Origin of the sequence: Streptomyces sp. BBFR2 (genome assembly GCF_044497305.1) — a bacterium.
Taxonomy (GTDB): Bacteria; Actinomycetota; Actinomycetes; order Streptomycetales; family Streptomycetaceae; genus Streptomyces.
Map to the genome: position 1 here is coordinate 3,213,339 of NZ_CP172415.1, position 13,746 is coordinate 3,227,084.

Here is a 13,746-nt window from a genome sequence, read left to right on the forward strand (position 1 = left end):
ACCGAGGAGAGCAGCCAATGACACCTCCGGAGGGAGGAAGGCAACCTCACCATCTGAGGACCGAGGGAGCCCCGATGGGTATCAGCAACCCGCCGAAGGGCACTCTGGGGCGGTCACGACTCCAAGCTACCTCCCGGACGACCAGCAGTCGCGAAGAGCTGGAAGCCGCCTGTAAGCGGGCGCTCCTATCGCATCGGGAGATGCCCACCCCCACGGTGGCGGCAGAACTCGTCACCCACCTCACCGAACATGGCGCAGCCCTCACCGCGGCCCTCCGCGCGAAGGGACCCGACTCCCTCACCGAAGGCTCCGTGGTCGCGCTGCGCGACTGGGACGCGCTGACCAAAGGACCGGGCGCGGGGGCCTTCGGTACGTGGATTCATCTGCGGGCACTGGCACGCGTGTGCCTCGCGCTGCTCCACCACACGGAGCCCGCCCCGGACCTGCTCAGCGAGTGGATGACCCGATGACGCACGCGATCAGCGCGAGTGCGGTCACCCGCGAGATGACCAACTACCTGCGCAAACACCCCTCTGAAGAGGGAAAGTTGAGGCCGCTGTACGACGCCCTGAGCGACCACTCCCGGCGGGGGCTCTGCCCGCACGGCGGGCGGTGCCCGGAGATCGTCTCCGGCGCACTGCTGCTCAACGAGCACGGCCACGTTCTGCTGCTCCGCAACAGCATCGCCGGAGGGTGGGCGTTCGCCGAAGGGGCCCCCGAACCCGGTGACCTCAGCCTCCGCGACACCGCGTACGCCCTGCTGATGGAGTACGGCGGAGTGCAGGAGGCATGGGCGCTTCCGGGAGCAGAGGGACCCGTGATCGTCGACGTGTCCACCGGCCCCCGAAGGGTCCGCTTCGGCTTCCGGTACCTGTTCGTCACGCAGAACAGCTCCGTGTCCTCCGCCGTTCTGGACAGCGGCCTGGCGCGGTGGGTCACCCTCGATCGGATCGCTGATCACATCGCCACCCGAATCCGTGACCATGCCGCCGTCCCGCTCTGACCCGAGACATCCATGCCCGACCACCCCATAGGCGCCTTCGTCGCCGACCGCATCACCGGCCGGACCGGGTCCCTCATCTACCAGTACGGCGACTGGCTCTTCCTCAGCCGCGGAATCGGCATCCCCTGGGCCGCTCCCGCGTTCGCCTGCCGCACCCCCTCCGCCGGTGAAGCGATCGAGCTGGCCACCGCACTGACCCTCTACGCCGAGATGGGCTGGATGCCGGCCGATTTCCCCCTGCCACCCCCTGAATGACAGAGAGGTCCCATGCCCGCCTTCGTCGTAGGCGACATCGTCGTGGACGAGTGGAGAACCCGCGTCGGGCGCGTCACCGCCGTGAACGGCGCCTGCCTCGTCCTCACCCGCCCCTCCGGCAGATGGGACGCCCTGGCCACCTCCTGCCGCCCGGCCACCGACACCGAAGCAAGCGGCCTCACCGCCTGGAGCCCCGCACCGCCGCCCCCCGCGCACACGGCCTGAACGGGACGCCCCGCGCCCGCCCACGCACTTCACCGCCCGACACCGACCCGAGATACGAACATGATCCCGCCTCCGCACTACTCCCCGTCCTGCCCGTTCTGTCTCAGGCACCTCGATGCCGCCAACCGGGCCCTGGGGGACCTGCCCGCCCTCACCATCGCCCTCGACGCCTTCCGCAAGCACACCGAAGCCGCCGCCCGCATCCTCCTCGACCGCCGCGCCGAAGCCATCGCGGCCTACCGCCGGAAGATCCCGTACCGCATCCTCGCCCACGAGTTCCACGCCTCGGAGTCCCGCCTGCGATCCCAGTTCAAGGAGTGGGGCATCCTCCGTCCCCCCGCCGAACGCCTCAAGCTCCCCGAAGAAGCCGCGACGCTCTACAACAACGGCTCCAGCCTCTTCGCCCTCTCCCAGCGATACAACGCCCCCAGCCGCGCCGTACGCCGCTCCCTCGTGGAAGACCACGGCGTCACCATCCGACCCAGCGGCCCCTTCCGGCGGACCATCGCCTCCACCTGACCCACGCTCCCGCCGCGCCACCCCCGAGACGCGGCGGGCCCGCGGGCCGCTTCCCTCCTCGGCGGCCCGCCGCCGTCCCGGCCGGCACCGTACCCCCGGACACCGGCCGGGACGGCTCTCACCTCACACCGACCACGGAGACACCATGTCCGTCTTCTACAACACCAACAGCAGTGACGACCTCAACGGGTGGTGGCTGCACACCAACGGCACCCCCCGGCTTTCCCACCCCGCCCCCGACGAGCCCGAAACCGCCGAAGAACCCGAAGAGCCCTCCGACCACTGACACAACTCCAAGGGGAGGGCCGGTGCTGGCCCAGTTCCTCGAAAGGGTCACCCGCACCCTGGTCGACCCCGGCCTCCCCGACGAGTCACGGTGCGGGCACGCCCCAGCCGTTCCACCGGAGACGGCAGAGACCATCCGGGCCGCCTTCGCAGGCGTACGCCGCATCGATTTCAACGCCACGTGCCTGGGCCAGCCCTCTCACTCCTGCCCGCACTTCTCCCTCCTGGCCTCCTGGGGGACAGGAGGGGGCGGCCTGTGGCTCATCTGGCGCGGAGGAGACCTTCTGCCGGCCGAACTCCCCTGGTGCACCGCCCCCACCGAAAAGCCGTGCGTCCTCTTCGACAGACACCCCGGACGGTGCCTCTGACGGACACCGCGATACCGCCGCGACGCACCCGGCGCCCCGAGCAACCACCCTCCGCCCACGGCCCTTTGGAAGGATGACGCCCGGCACCAGCACGGCGCCCGAGACGACAGGAGCGACACATGACGACGCCCACCGTCACCCAGGCACTCATCCTCGCGGGCGGCCAAGCCACCCGCATGCGGCCCTACACCGACGACGCCCCCAAAGCCATGGTCCCCGTCGCCGGGGCCCCGATCATCGGCTACCAACTCACCCTTCTCGCCCAGCACGGCGTGAAGAACGTCATCATCTCCGGCGGCTACAAAGCCGAGATGATCAAGGAGTACGTAGGCGACGGCGACCGCTTCGGCCTCACCGCCGAATACGCCATCGAACCCGAACCCCTGGGGCGCGGCGGCGGACTGAAGTACGCCGCCAAGGCGTTGGACGACGGCCCGTTCTACGTCCTCAACGGCGACGTGATCACCACCGTGGACCTCAACGACCTCGCCCACTACCACGCCCAGCACGACGGCGCCGTCACCGTCGCCCTCTCCCCGTACCGCTCCAACTGGGGCGTCGCAGACCTCGACGGCGACTGCATCCGCGGCTTCATCCAGTCCCCGGAACTTCCCTACTGGATCAACGCCGGCATCTACGTCTTCAACCCCCACGTCGTCGCCCTGCTCCCCGACAAGGGCGACCACGAGAACAGCACCTTCCCCCAGCTCGCGGAGGAAGGCCAGCTCATCGGCTACCGCCTGACCGGCTACTGGCGCGGCGTCGACACCGTCAAGGACGTCCTGGAAGCGTCCAAGGAGGTCCGCGCCACCGGCGCCCTCCTGCCCGAAGAGTTCCGCACCACCGACATCGACACCTAACCGGCGGGCCGGTGGCGGGCCGCCGACCGGAGGTACGCATGATCAACGCGAACGACTTACTCCCGGGCCACAACGTCCTACTGATCACGTTCGACTCGCTCCGGTACGACGTGGCGCGAGCAACGCTCTACAGCGGACGCACCCCGCACCTCGAACGCATCCTCCCCGACGGCCTGTGGGAGGAACGCCGCACCACCGCGTCGTTCACCTACCCCGCGCACCAGGCGTTCTTCGCCGGGTTCCTGCCCGTCCCCTCCGGCCCCGCCCGCCCCGGACGTCTCCTGGCCTGCCACGCGATCCGCGGCACGACGATCACAGGCCGCACCTTCGTGTTCGACGCCCCCGACATCGTCACCGGCTTCTCCCAGCTCGGCTACCGCACCGTGTGCATCGGCGGCGTCGGCTTCTTCTCCCACCGGACCAAGCTGGGCCGGGTCCTGCCCGGCCTCTTCCAGGAAAGCCACTGGAGCCCCCAGACCAGCGCCGACCACCCCGACTCCACCAAGCACCAAGTCGACGTCGCCCTGACGGCCCTCGACGCCAGGCCCGCCGACCAGCCGGTGTTCCTCTTCATGAACCTGCCGGCCACCCACACCCCGCACCACTTCTACCTGCCCGGCGAAACCACGGACACCTGGGAAAGCCAGTGCGCCGCCCTGGCCTACACCGACACCGAACTAGGCCGCCTGTTCACCACCCTCCCCACCCACGGGCCGTGGCTCACCATCCTCACCGCCGACCACGGCGAAGCCCTCGGAGAAGACGGACACACCGGCCACGGCATCGCCCACCCCTCCGTCTGGACCGTCCCCTACGCCGAAACCGTCATCCCGGAACAGCCTCTCAGACAGAACCCCCCGACGGAACGAGCTGTTTCCACAACCGACTGAAAACACCCCCGCCCTCGGGTAGCGTCGCAGGTCAACGAGGGGTCCCACCCGCGGGCGCGGGAATGCCTCCACCTCCAGGGCGTCCCGCGCCGGGTCGGCCGGGTCCCACCCGCGGGCGCGGGAATGCCTCTCGTACTCGCGCTGACGCCATACTCGTCTGCCAGTCCCACCCGCGGGTGCGGGTGGTCCCGAACTTTACGGAACAGACCGGTTCCCTGGTCGGTGGCTCCACAGGAGCGGGGATGCCCCGCAGTACGGGACGGTCACGGGACGATTTTCAGCACCCCGCGAGTGCGGGGACTCGAATGCTCCCCGCGCTGAGAAATGCCTTGTACGCAGTAGCGCCCCCACCGGGTCCCGGTGGGGGCGCTAGCCGCAGAAACCGCAGCTCACGCGGCGAGTGTTTTACACACCCTGTTCCACATCAGGCTTGCCACACGGTCGCCGCGTCCGATGCCGAGGCCGCGCAGCGCGTGGGCGAGGCGGGCGGAGCGGGCACCGGCCTCCGCGAAGGTCCGCCGGTGCGGTTCGCCACCGGTCCAGGTGATGACCTGCGACGAACCGTGGACGGTCGAGCCGTGTTCCAGGATCCGCGAGACCGTGAGCGGTACGTCCTGCATCGTGCTGAACACCGGGTGCCTCCGCTGGGTACGGGCGCTTGCTGCGGGCGCTTGTTACGGACGAGTAGTGGTGACGCTGGCTGCGATTCTCGGTCCGTACCGGGTGGTATGTCACGCGCTTCGGGGTGTTCTTCGGGGCACATGGCCGGATGGGAGAGGTGGGCGGCCTGTGGGGGCGGGTGCGGTGGGCGTGGGAGGGCGGCGGGTTGCGGGGCTGTGGCCGGAGGCGCCGCCGACGGTTCCCCCCGGAGGCGCCGCCCGCGGTTTCCCCGGCGGCGGCTCCGGCGGCCTTCTCCGTGCAGATGCCGGTGCCGCCCGGCGCGCCGCACCCGTCGCAGCGCGGGGCGTCGGGCCGGACGGCCCGCGGGTCCGGCTGCTTGAGCGCCGGGGGCCGGCCCGGGTGAGGAGAGGGGCGGCGCTGGGCGCCTGGCGGGTTCAGCTACTCGCCGCCGCCGCGCCCGCTGCCGCCGAGTTGCGCTGCCGCTGCCAGCGCAGCAGCATCACCGCCGTGGCGAACACCTGCAGCTCGTCGGCGAGTCCGGGCAGGTCGGCGGTGGCGCCGAGCTTGAACCCGGCGGTACGGGCGATCGAGCCGACCGGCTCGCCGTCCGCGCCCAGCAGCTCCTGGCTGCGGCCGCTGAGCGAGGCGCGCCGGAACGCGGACTCCTGCCCCGAGGCGCGCACGCTCCAGTTGCGGCGCCCCACGTGCTCCGCCGTCGCCACACACGTCCCCGCCTCGGTCAGCAGCTCATAGGTGCGGCTGAACGCGTGCGCGCGGACGGTGTACTCCGTCCCGCCCAGGCGGAAACTCCCCTTCGTTTCCCCCTTTCCCGACGTGAACGTCGTCAGCTTCTGTCCGTCCCGGCTCATCTCGTACCGGCGGGGCCACGAGCCCGCCCTCTCCGCAAGCAGCATTCCCCCATCAGACCACTCGCGGGGCGGTCGTGGCCCCTGCCATTTGTCATGGATCCACCCTGAGATTTGTCAGGGGCGGGGCCCGGGTTCGGGCCCCGCGGGGATCAGGCAGCCGCCTCGATCGCCTCGAAGATGTCCGCGTCCGTCTCCCGCTGCCACTCGGGCAGTTCGGGCCAGTCGGCGACGTACCCCGGCTTCGGGTCCGCGAAGTGCCGGTACATCTGCGCCGTCCAGCACACCGCGACGAACCGCCCCTTCTGCTCCCGCGTGAGCCGGGCGGCGGACCCGCCGCTCACCTCCAGGAACTGCCTGACCTGCGCGTACACCGCCCCTGCCGCTGCCCGCTCCCACTCGGGCGTCCCCTCCCACGGCGTGACGTACCCGGCCTTCGGCTCCCCGGGGAAATGCCGCCGCACCCCGGCGATCCACGCCTCCCGGAACACGCGCGCGCCTTCGGTGGCCATCTTTCGGTCCCCTTTCGTCGGGTTCATGGTGTACGCAGAGCGCCGATTGCGGCACCCAACTCAGCTATACGGGGATCACGGCCCAGAGAACCGATCTCCACCCGTAGCGCCTGGAGCCTACGGGCCACATAACCGGACCCGGTCCGCCGAGCAAGTCGCAATGCCTCATCGCCGTACGCTGTTACCTGCTCCGCATCCCGGCGTTTGGCGCCGATCGACGCAAGGTCGACGAGCACGACGCCGCGACGCCTGAGGGAAACGCCTTTGGAGAGCGCATCAGTGTCCAGCGCAGCCTTCAATGTGGTTTCAGCAAGGTCCAGACGCCCCACCTGCGCGTACCGTGCACCACGCTCCTCCAACAATCGTGAACCGTCAAAGCGCAACCAACCACCGTTGTGAACCGTCCCCTTGAGGTCTGTGACGCTCTGAGCCTCATCGAGAGCTCTCTCGCAGGCGGCCTCTTCCCGTAGCCCCGCGTACGCTTCGGCCTGCACCGATGCCACCCAATGGCGGGTGGAAAGAGCACTGTCGCCATGCAAAGCAACTCTCCTGGCAACTTCCAGCGTTTCTGCCGCTTGGGAAAAACGCTCTGCATAGAGATCTACGTAGGAATGCCGCACGAGTGCGCACGCCCAAAGGTCGTAGGCACGAGCGTTGCTGCTGGCAGAGGCTGCCAAGGTGTACGCGGATGCGGCGTCCGTGTACCGGTTCCGATCGAACGCCAGCTCACCCGCGAGCTGAAAGAGATCCCCCGCAGCCCCACAAAGAGCCTCGGTTTGGCGCGGAGATCCGGACCTGAATGTGTCGGTCAATACGCCTAGCTGATCCTGCACGACCGGGCTGACAGAATTCTTGGAACGTGCAAGCTGGTAGACCTTCCACAGGTAGCCGTTCATCCGCTGGAAGTCACCCGTCGATTCAGCCGATTCGATCAGCGCGTCGGCTTCATCCGGCGGCAGCGCGGAGAGCGTGCCGGTCACTGCTATGAGGCGAAGAAATTCGCGTCGAATCATGTCGTCGATATCCCTGGAATCGTTCCGGAGATCAGATGGCAACGTTGCAGAATTCTCGAATTCTGCTGGGTTCAGCAGCAAATCGAGCTCGATCAGATCCAGGTGCAACAACTTGGCGATTTCAGGTCGTAAACCGGCCTCGGGCACCGTCTCACCCCGCTCCCAGCGGCCGACCGTGGTGCGGTCGACGCCGATTTCATGGGCGAATTTCTCCTGACTGTAGCCCATGGCCTTGCGGCGTTTCGCCAGGTCCATTTCAGATCCTCCCCACACTCGGGCTACTGCCCAGCATGCGCAGCGCACCCGTGCATCACAGGTACATCAAGAGTGCCGCAGCCATGCCGTGGCCCAACGCAACTCCACGCGGTTTTCTGAGCGTTGTCCATCCGGCTCGGCCGACCCGGCCCTGGCCTGACGGGCCCGTGAACGCGTCACGGCCTCTCCCGAGGCCGGTGCCACATCACTTGAAGGAGGATTTCTATGGCGAAGACACGACCCGCCTTGCCGCCGAGCATGGCGGTAACTGCCACCCTCGACTGCGCCCGAGCCCTGACCCCCCACCAGCAGATGCCGTCTCCCGAGGAGATCGCCGAGCTGTCGGCGCGGCTCGCTCAGCACTGTGCGGGGCTCGCGAAGATGTGGGAGGGGTGCTCGCCGGGCGTTCTCACGTCTCGTACCGCCATTGCCCTGCGTGACTGGCAGTGCCTGCGTACGGGGCCCGGCGAAGGCCCCTTCGCCGCCTGGCTGCACTTGCGGGCCATGGCACGTACATGCCGAACGCTGCTCGCCCTGGAGAGTTCGCAGGGGCTCCTGCTCTCCCTCCCGGAGGAGGCCGGACATGGCCGTTGACGCCGCCTCCCTCACCCGTGACCTCACCGATTACCTCCGTCACCACCCCGAAGAACTCGGCCCGTTGATGCCGCTCTACGACGCGTTGCGGGATCACGCGCGGCGGGGGCGGTGTCCGCATCGGGGGCGGTGTCCTGAGGTGCGGGCGGGGGCGTTGCTCTGTGATGAGCGGGGGCGGTTGTTGTTGCTGCGGTACGGCGGGGGGTGGGCGTTTCCGGAGGGGGTGCCCGTGGCGGGGGACGGGTCGTTGCGGGAGAGCGCGTACGGGCTGTTGCGGGAGTTCGGCGGCGTGCGGGAGGCGTGGGCGCTTCCCGGGGCCGAGGGGCCGGTGCTGGTCGATGTGGGGACGGCGGACGGGGGCGGGGTGGCCCGGATGCGGGTCGGGTTCCGGTATCTCTTCGCCGCCCGCGCGGAGGCGGTGCCGCGGGTGGTGCTCCGTACGGGGCTGGCGCGGTGGGCCGGGCCGGAGGAGGTGGACGGGCGGATCGCGGGGCGGGTGCGGGCCTACACGGCGGCGGTCGGGGCGGAGAGGCCGTGACGGGAGGCGGGGACAGGGGCAGGGGCGGGGGCGACGGCCGGTGCGACGGGGAACCAGGGCCGACGCGACGGGGGGCGCCCGACGCGGCTGGGAACCACGGCCGGCGCGGCTGGGAACCACGGTCGGCGCGGCGGGGAATCACGGTCGGCGCGGCGGCGGGTTTCCTTAGCGGATACTTACAGTCTGGCTTGTAGCCTGGCTGTAAGATCTGCGAGGCGAGGAGAGGCAAGGAACATGGCCGATGAACTGCGCAAGCTCGAAGTCGGGATCCTGGTGTGTCCCGGGTATCTGCCGGTCGACGTCATCGGGGCCCACACGCTGCTGGGGTCCCAGCCGGAGGTGAACGTGCATCTCGTCTGGAAGAACCTGGACGAGATCGCGGGCGCGCCGAACTTCCCGACGCGGGCGACCACCACGTTCGAGGAGTGCCCGGACGATCTCGATGTCCTGCTGGCGGGCGCGGTGCCCGCGGAGATCTTCGAGGACGCCGAGACGCTGGAGTTCCTCGCCGACCGCGGCGGGCGCGCGAAGTGGGTCGCGGGGGTCTGCATGGGCAGCCTGCTGATGGGCGCCGCCGGACTGCTCCGCGGGTACCGGGCCACCACCAACTTCCACGCGTACGACCTGCTGCCGTACTACGGGGCCACCCTGGTGCCGACCAACCGCGTCGTGACGGACCGCAACCGCATCACCGCGGGCCCGGCGAGCGGCAGCATGGAGATCGGGCTGCGGCTGATCCGGGACCTCCGCTCCACCGAGGCCGCGCGCCGGTCCGAGCTGAACTGGGAGTACGCCCCGGAGCCGCTGTTCGGCGTCGGTACGCCGGAGCTGGCCGGGCCCGAGCTGGCCGCGGTCTCGATCAGGGACTTCGCCGGGGAGCACACGGTCCTCCAGGGCGTGTCCGAGCGGGCGGCCGAGCGGCTCGGCGTCGTGGTGCCGACGGCCTGAGAGGCGCCTGGGACACTGAACACCGGGGGCTCCGGAACGTGAGCCCCCGGTAGGGAGTCTCAGGTGAGCAAGGTGCCGGAGGGTGCACTGTCGACCGTCATCCTGGTGATCGCCGCCGGTCGGCGGCTCCAGGAACGGATGGAGGAGCGGCTCGGCGACATCGGTCTGTCGGTGCGGCTGTTCAGCGCGCTCGGGCATCTCTCGCACGACGCCGACCTGTCGTACAGCGATCTCGCCCGCCGGGCGGGCGTCACCAGTCAGAGCATGCGCGCCACCGTTCTCCTGCTGGAGGAGCGGGGCGCGGTGGAGCGCACCCTTCAGGGGCAGGGGCACCGCGCCCGGCTGGAGCTGACCGACGAGGGCCGGGCGCTGCTCGCCAGGGCGCGGGCCCTCGTGGCGGAACTGGACGCGGAATTCCTGGCGGACGCGGACGAGGAGGCCAAGGGGGCGCTGGAGGAGGCGTGCCGGGGCGTCCTGGGAAGCGCGTTCCCGGGCCGGGCGCGGTAGGAGGCAACGCCCGGAGCGGAGACGTGCCCGTACGCCGGTGGTACCCGTACGCCGGTGGTGCCGTACGCCGGTGGTGCCGTACGCCGGTGGTGCCGTACGCCGGTGGTGCCCGTACGCCGGTGGCGGCCGGGCGGGGCGTCCCGCCCCCGTGTGCGGCCGGGCCGACGGCCGGCTTCGCGCGTCCCGGTTCAGCCGGTCCACGCGCGGTGGAACTCCTCTGCCGTGATGGGCTCCACCGGGTCGTCGGGGGTGATCGGCTGGTCGGTGAGGAAGCCGTGGGCGTCTTCCAGGTGGTGCCAGGCGTAGCGGTGGCGGGTGCCGGCGGGGGTGAACTCGATCTGTTTGACGACGGCGAGTTCGCCGCCGTCGGGGACCGCCTCGAAGTACCAGACGCCGCCGTCCTCGTCCGCGTGGCGGAAGTGGTGCCGCACGGCGGCCCCCTCGTCGAGCGCGCGGTAGTACGCGGAGATCTCTGCCATGCGGTGTGCGGGGGCGGTCATCCGCACAGGGTGTCAGGGGGGCGAACGGGCGCGGTGCGGTGGGCCGGGCACCGGCCCGTTCCGGGCGTCGCGGAAGCCCCGGGCGCCGGGCCCCACGCCCGGATCCGGTCGGGCGGTGGCGGCTCGCTCACGGGACGCCCGGCTCCCGAGCCCCGGCTCCCGACTTCCGGCTCCCGGCCCTCGACCCCCGGGGCGAAGCGCCCCCGGAAAGCGGACCGATTCTGTCCGCTATCTCTCCTAGCCTCCGGCGTGCGGACCTTCCGCAGAGCACCTCCAGCACCTCCAGCACCTCCAGCACCTTCAGCACCTTCAGCACCACCGAGGAGATCCCATGGACTTCGTGTCGATCCGCATCATCACCGGGGACGTGGCGCGCCTGGTCGCGTTCTACGAGCGCGTCACGGGGGCGCGCGCCGCGTGGGCCACCGAGGACTTCGCCGAGCTGCGGATCGGGGGCGTGACCCTCGCGATCGGCGGGACCCGTACCGTCCCGCTGTTCGCCCCGGGGTCGGCCCGGCCGGCGGAGAACCGCAGCGTGATCACCGAACTCCTCGTCGACGACGTGGACGGGGTGTACGAGGAGCTGTCCGGCTTCCTGACCGATGTCGTCGCGGAGCCGGCGACGCTGCCGTGGGGCAACCGGTCGCTGCTCTTCCGCGACCCGGACGGGAACCTCGTCAATCTCTTCACCCCGGTGACGGCGGCGGCCAGGGCGAAGTTCGGGCGGTGACGGCGCGGGCGGCGGCGTACCGGGACAGCGGCACGAAGCTTCGGTGAGCTCGCCGATGTGCCGGTGCGGTTCGACGGGCCGGTGGCGGTGGTGGAGGGTGCGGGCGTCACCCATTTGCGCTACCGGGTCGGGAAGTAGGGCCCGCGGCCGTACCGCCGGAGGGCCGGGCGCCGGTCCTGTCAGCCGCTGCCCCGGGCGCGGGCCGCCGGGGGGACCGCCTGGAGGACGAGGACGGAGAGGTCGTCCTCGACGGGGCCGGGGCCGAAGTCGTGGGCGGCGCGGCGGACGTGTTCGGCGAGGGCGTTGGCGCCCAGGCCCCAGCCGTCGCGGAGGATGGCGGCGAGGCCGTCGTTGTCGTCCAACTGCCAGCTACCGCAGCGGCGTTCGGTGACGCCGTCGGTGACGCAGACCAGCGCCTCGCCGGGGGCGAGGGTGAACGGGCTGGCGCTGAACTCGGCGCCCTCGTCGATGCCGAGGAGCATCTGCGGTTCGGAGACGGGGACGACGCTGCCGTCGGTGCGCAGGTGGAGCGGGAGCGGATGGCCGGCGCTGGCGACGAAGCCGCGCGCGCCGGGGACGCCCGGTTCGCTGGTCAGCTCGCCGCACAGGAGGCTGAGGAAGCGCGGCCTGGCCTGTTCGCCGCCGGCCTCGACGGCCTCCGCGCTCTCCTCGGCCATGGCGGCGTTGAGGCGTTCCAGGACGGATTCGACGCCGTGGCCCTCGCGGGCGAGGAGCCGGACGAGGTGGCGGGCGAGGCCGGTCACCGACATGGCCTCGGGGTCCTTGCCCTGGACGTCGCCGAGGAGGAAGCACCAGCGGCGCTCGGCCAGCGGGAAGATGTCGTAGAAGTCGCCGCCGACGGTGAGGCCCTCGCCGTGCGGTTCGTAGACGACGGCGGTGTCCACGCCGGTGATGCTGGCGAGGGTGGTGGGGAGCTGGCGCCGTTGGAGGGCGCGGCTGATGGCGCGCTGGCGGGTGTACTGGCGGGCGGTGTCGACGGCCTGGGCGACGCGGTGGGCGACGGCGTCGACGGTGCGGGTGACGCCGTCGGCCATCCGCAGCCGTCCGGCGCGGCCGAGCAGGAGAATGCCCTGGTCCCGGCCCTGGAAGACGAGGGGGAAGGCGAGCGCGGAGCCGCCCGCCGGGCCGCCGCCGGCGCTCTTCGGCCAGGGCCAGGCGGTGCCGGGGGCCAGGATCGCGGCGGTCGGGGGCGCGTGATCCAGTTCGGTACGGAGCGGTCCCAGGCGGCGTTCGTCGGCGTGCCAGACGCGGGAGAGGCGCAGGCCGGAGGGGTCGGCGCGGAGCCAGATGCCGCACCAGTCGGCGAGCCGGGGGACGAGGAGCTGGGCGACGAGTGCGGTGACGAGGTCCTGGTCGAGCTGGCCGGCGAGGAGTTCGCTGGTCTCGGCGAGGAGGGAGGGGCCGCCGAGGTCGGCCCAGTCGGCGCGGTCGGCGCGGTCGGCCGCGTCGGCGCCGTCCGGCGGGTTTTCCCGGGGCGGTCGCACGGGTGCCGCCGTTCCGTCCGGGCCCGGCGCCGCCCCGCCCGTGTCCTCGTCCACCGCGTCCACCCCCGCGGCCGTGACCAGGCCGGCGAGGTCGGAGCGGAGGACGGCGGGTGACGGAGGGCCGTACGGGTCCGGGCCGGAGGTTTCCAGGCGGAACCAGACGGACTTCTCGGAGCGCCGGTAGGTCACGCCCCAGGCCTCCGACAGGGCGCGGATCAACTGGAGGCCGTAGCCGGGTTCGGCGTGCGGGGCCGGGCCGGAGGTGGCGGAGGTCTCGCGCAGGCTCCGGGACGGGTGGCGGTCCACGACCTCGATCACCACGCCGACACCCTCCGGGCGGTCCTCGGGGTCGGCGCCGGGCGAGCGGTGCCGGCCGCGTTCCAGGCGGCAGCCGACGTCGATGTCGGTGCCCGCGTACATCACCGCGTTGGTGACGAGTTCGCTGGTCAGAAGGGTGGCGTCGGCGACAAGCTCCTCGGTGACGGCGTCCGGCCCGGAGGCGTGGCCGGTGAGCGCGGCGCGGACGAAGCGGCGGGCGGCGGCGGGCGCGAGCTGGTTCGCCGGGATGCCCTTCCGGGACACGGACGCGGACGTCTGCGCGGACAGCGGTCCCACGGCGGCCCCCTGCGTACGCCTGAGCAGAACGATTTACCTGCACTTAAACTATGGCATATATGACTAATTGGACAGCCCGCCGGTGGCGAGGAGACGGTCGGCGGGCCGTACACAGCGGATCGCTTGGGGAGAGTGCG

General features: G+C 71.1%; 18 protein-coding genes and 1 pseudogene. 13 read left to right on the plus strand and 6 right to left on the minus strand.

The genetic code is table 11. From position 1 onward, the window contains the following. Window positions 1-74: 74 nt before the first annotated feature. The 8 genes from ACGH2B_RS12575 to ACGH2B_RS12610 all read left to right on the plus strand — a co-directional run bounded on the left by ACGH2B_RS12575 (window position 75) and on the right by ACGH2B_RS12610 (window position 4,405). On the plus strand, window positions 75-470 hold the full coding sequence (locus ACGH2B_RS12575; protein ID WP_399088053.1) for a DUF6415 family natural product biosynthesis protein: 396 nt from the start codon (window positions 75-77) through the stop codon (window positions 468-470). Further along, complete coding sequence (locus tag ACGH2B_RS12580; RefSeq protein ID WP_399088055.1) at window positions 467-1,003, plus strand: NUDIX domain-containing protein; 537 nt, start codon at window positions 467-469, stop codon at window positions 1,001-1,003. Before ACGH2B_RS12575 ends, ACGH2B_RS12580 begins: the two co-directional genes overlap by 4 nt. Before the next feature lie 12 nt (window positions 1,004-1,015). Next, window positions 1,016-1,258: a hypothetical protein gene (locus ACGH2B_RS12585; protein WP_399088058.1), complete on the plus strand. Its 243-nt coding sequence runs from the start codon at window positions 1,016-1,018 to the stop codon at window positions 1,256-1,258. A gap of 12 nt (window positions 1,259-1,270) precedes the next feature. Further along, complete coding sequence (locus ACGH2B_RS12590; protein WP_399088060.1) at window positions 1,271-1,483, plus strand: hypothetical protein; 213 nt, start codon at window positions 1,271-1,273, stop codon at window positions 1,481-1,483. A gap of 60 nt (window positions 1,484-1,543) precedes the next feature. Continuing rightward, window positions 1,544-2,002 (plus strand): Clr5 domain-containing protein, encoded by a 459-nt coding sequence (locus ACGH2B_RS12595; RefSeq protein WP_399088062.1) that lies wholly within the window; start codon window positions 1,544-1,546, stop codon window positions 2,000-2,002. A 145-nt stretch (window positions 2,003-2,147) separates the two neighbouring features. Continuing rightward, a complete protein-coding gene (locus ACGH2B_RS12600) occupies window positions 2,148-2,288 on the plus strand; it encodes a hypothetical protein (RefSeq protein WP_399088064.1) in 141 nt (46 codons plus the stop codon). A 486-nt stretch (window positions 2,289-2,774) separates the two neighbouring features. Continuing rightward, complete coding sequence (locus ACGH2B_RS12605; RefSeq protein WP_399088065.1) at window positions 2,775-3,515, plus strand: NDP-sugar synthase; 741 nt, start codon at window positions 2,775-2,777, stop codon at window positions 3,513-3,515. A gap of 38 nt (window positions 3,516-3,553) precedes the next feature. Next, the gene (locus ACGH2B_RS12610; RefSeq protein WP_399088067.1) at window positions 3,554-4,405 is read left to right on the plus strand and encodes an STM4013/SEN3800 family hydrolase; all 852 of its coding nucleotides are present in this window, start codon (window positions 3,554-3,556) and stop codon (window positions 4,403-4,405) included. Window positions 4,406-4,821: 416 nt separating this feature from the next. Here the strand turns inward: ACGH2B_RS12610 and ACGH2B_RS12615 are convergent. The 4 genes and pseudogenes from ACGH2B_RS12615 to ACGH2B_RS12630 all read right to left on the minus strand — a co-directional run. After that, window positions 4,822-5,037 (minus strand): annotated as a pseudogene (locus ACGH2B_RS12615) (AMP-binding protein); the annotation flags it as partial. A gap of 423 nt (window positions 5,038-5,460) precedes the next feature. Continuing rightward, window positions 5,461-5,940 carry a hypothetical protein gene (locus ACGH2B_RS12620; RefSeq protein ID WP_399088069.1) on the minus strand — a complete coding sequence of 160 codons (480 nt, stop codon included), beginning with the start codon at window positions 5,938-5,940 and terminating at the stop codon, window positions 5,461-5,463. Window positions 5,941-6,044: 104 nt separating this feature from the next. Then, a complete protein-coding gene (locus ACGH2B_RS12625) occupies window positions 6,045-6,404 on the minus strand; it encodes a hypothetical protein (protein WP_399088071.1) in 360 nt (119 codons plus the stop codon). A gap of 23 nt (window positions 6,405-6,427) precedes the next feature. Next, entirely contained in the window at window positions 6,428-7,672 is a 1,245-nt protein-coding gene (locus ACGH2B_RS12630) for a helix-turn-helix transcriptional regulator (protein ID WP_399088073.1), read from the minus strand. Between the two features lie 225 nt (window positions 7,673-7,897). Here ACGH2B_RS12630 and ACGH2B_RS12635 point away from each other — a divergent pair, with 225 nt between their 5' ends. The 4 genes from ACGH2B_RS12635 to ACGH2B_RS12650 all read left to right on the plus strand — a co-directional run bounded on the left by ACGH2B_RS12635 (window position 7,898) and on the right by ACGH2B_RS12650 (window position 10,259). Further along, window positions 7,898-8,266: a DUF6415 family natural product biosynthesis protein gene (locus ACGH2B_RS12635; RefSeq protein WP_399088075.1), complete on the plus strand. Its 369-nt coding sequence runs from the start codon at window positions 7,898-7,900 to the stop codon at window positions 8,264-8,266. Further along, complete coding sequence (locus ACGH2B_RS12640) at window positions 8,256-8,804, plus strand: NUDIX hydrolase (RefSeq protein ID WP_399088077.1); 549 nt, start codon at window positions 8,256-8,258, stop codon at window positions 8,802-8,804. Before ACGH2B_RS12635 ends, ACGH2B_RS12640 begins: the two co-directional genes overlap by 11 nt. Window positions 8,805-9,038: 234 nt before the next feature. Continuing rightward, window positions 9,039-9,752, plus strand: coding sequence for a DJ-1/PfpI family protein (locus tag ACGH2B_RS12645; RefSeq protein WP_399088079.1), 714 nt, complete (start codon window positions 9,039-9,041; stop codon window positions 9,750-9,752). A gap of 63 nt (window positions 9,753-9,815) precedes the next feature. Further along, window positions 9,816-10,259: a MarR family winged helix-turn-helix transcriptional regulator gene (locus tag ACGH2B_RS12650; RefSeq protein WP_399088080.1), complete on the plus strand. Its 444-nt coding sequence runs from the start codon at window positions 9,816-9,818 to the stop codon at window positions 10,257-10,259. Between the two features lie 188 nt (window positions 10,260-10,447). Here ACGH2B_RS12650 and ACGH2B_RS12655 read toward each other — a convergent pair whose 3' ends face one another. Next, on the minus strand, window positions 10,448-10,759 hold the full coding sequence (locus tag ACGH2B_RS12655; RefSeq protein WP_399088082.1) for a hypothetical protein: 312 nt from the start codon (window positions 10,757-10,759) through the stop codon (window positions 10,448-10,450). 331 nt (window positions 10,760-11,090) lie between these two features. On the opposite strand from ACGH2B_RS12655, the gene ACGH2B_RS12660 reads away from it, so the two are divergent. Beyond that, complete coding sequence (locus ACGH2B_RS12660) at window positions 11,091-11,489, plus strand: VOC family protein (RefSeq protein WP_399088084.1); 399 nt, start codon at window positions 11,091-11,093, stop codon at window positions 11,487-11,489. Window positions 11,490-11,668: 179 nt separating this feature from the next. Here the strand turns inward: ACGH2B_RS12660 and ACGH2B_RS12665 are convergent, their stop codons facing one another. Then, window positions 11,669-13,609, minus strand: a complete 1,941-nt coding sequence (locus ACGH2B_RS12665; protein ID WP_399088086.1) for a SpoIIE family protein phosphatase — start codon at window positions 13,607-13,609, stop codon at window positions 11,669-11,671. Window positions 13,610-13,746: the final 137 nt, after the last annotated feature.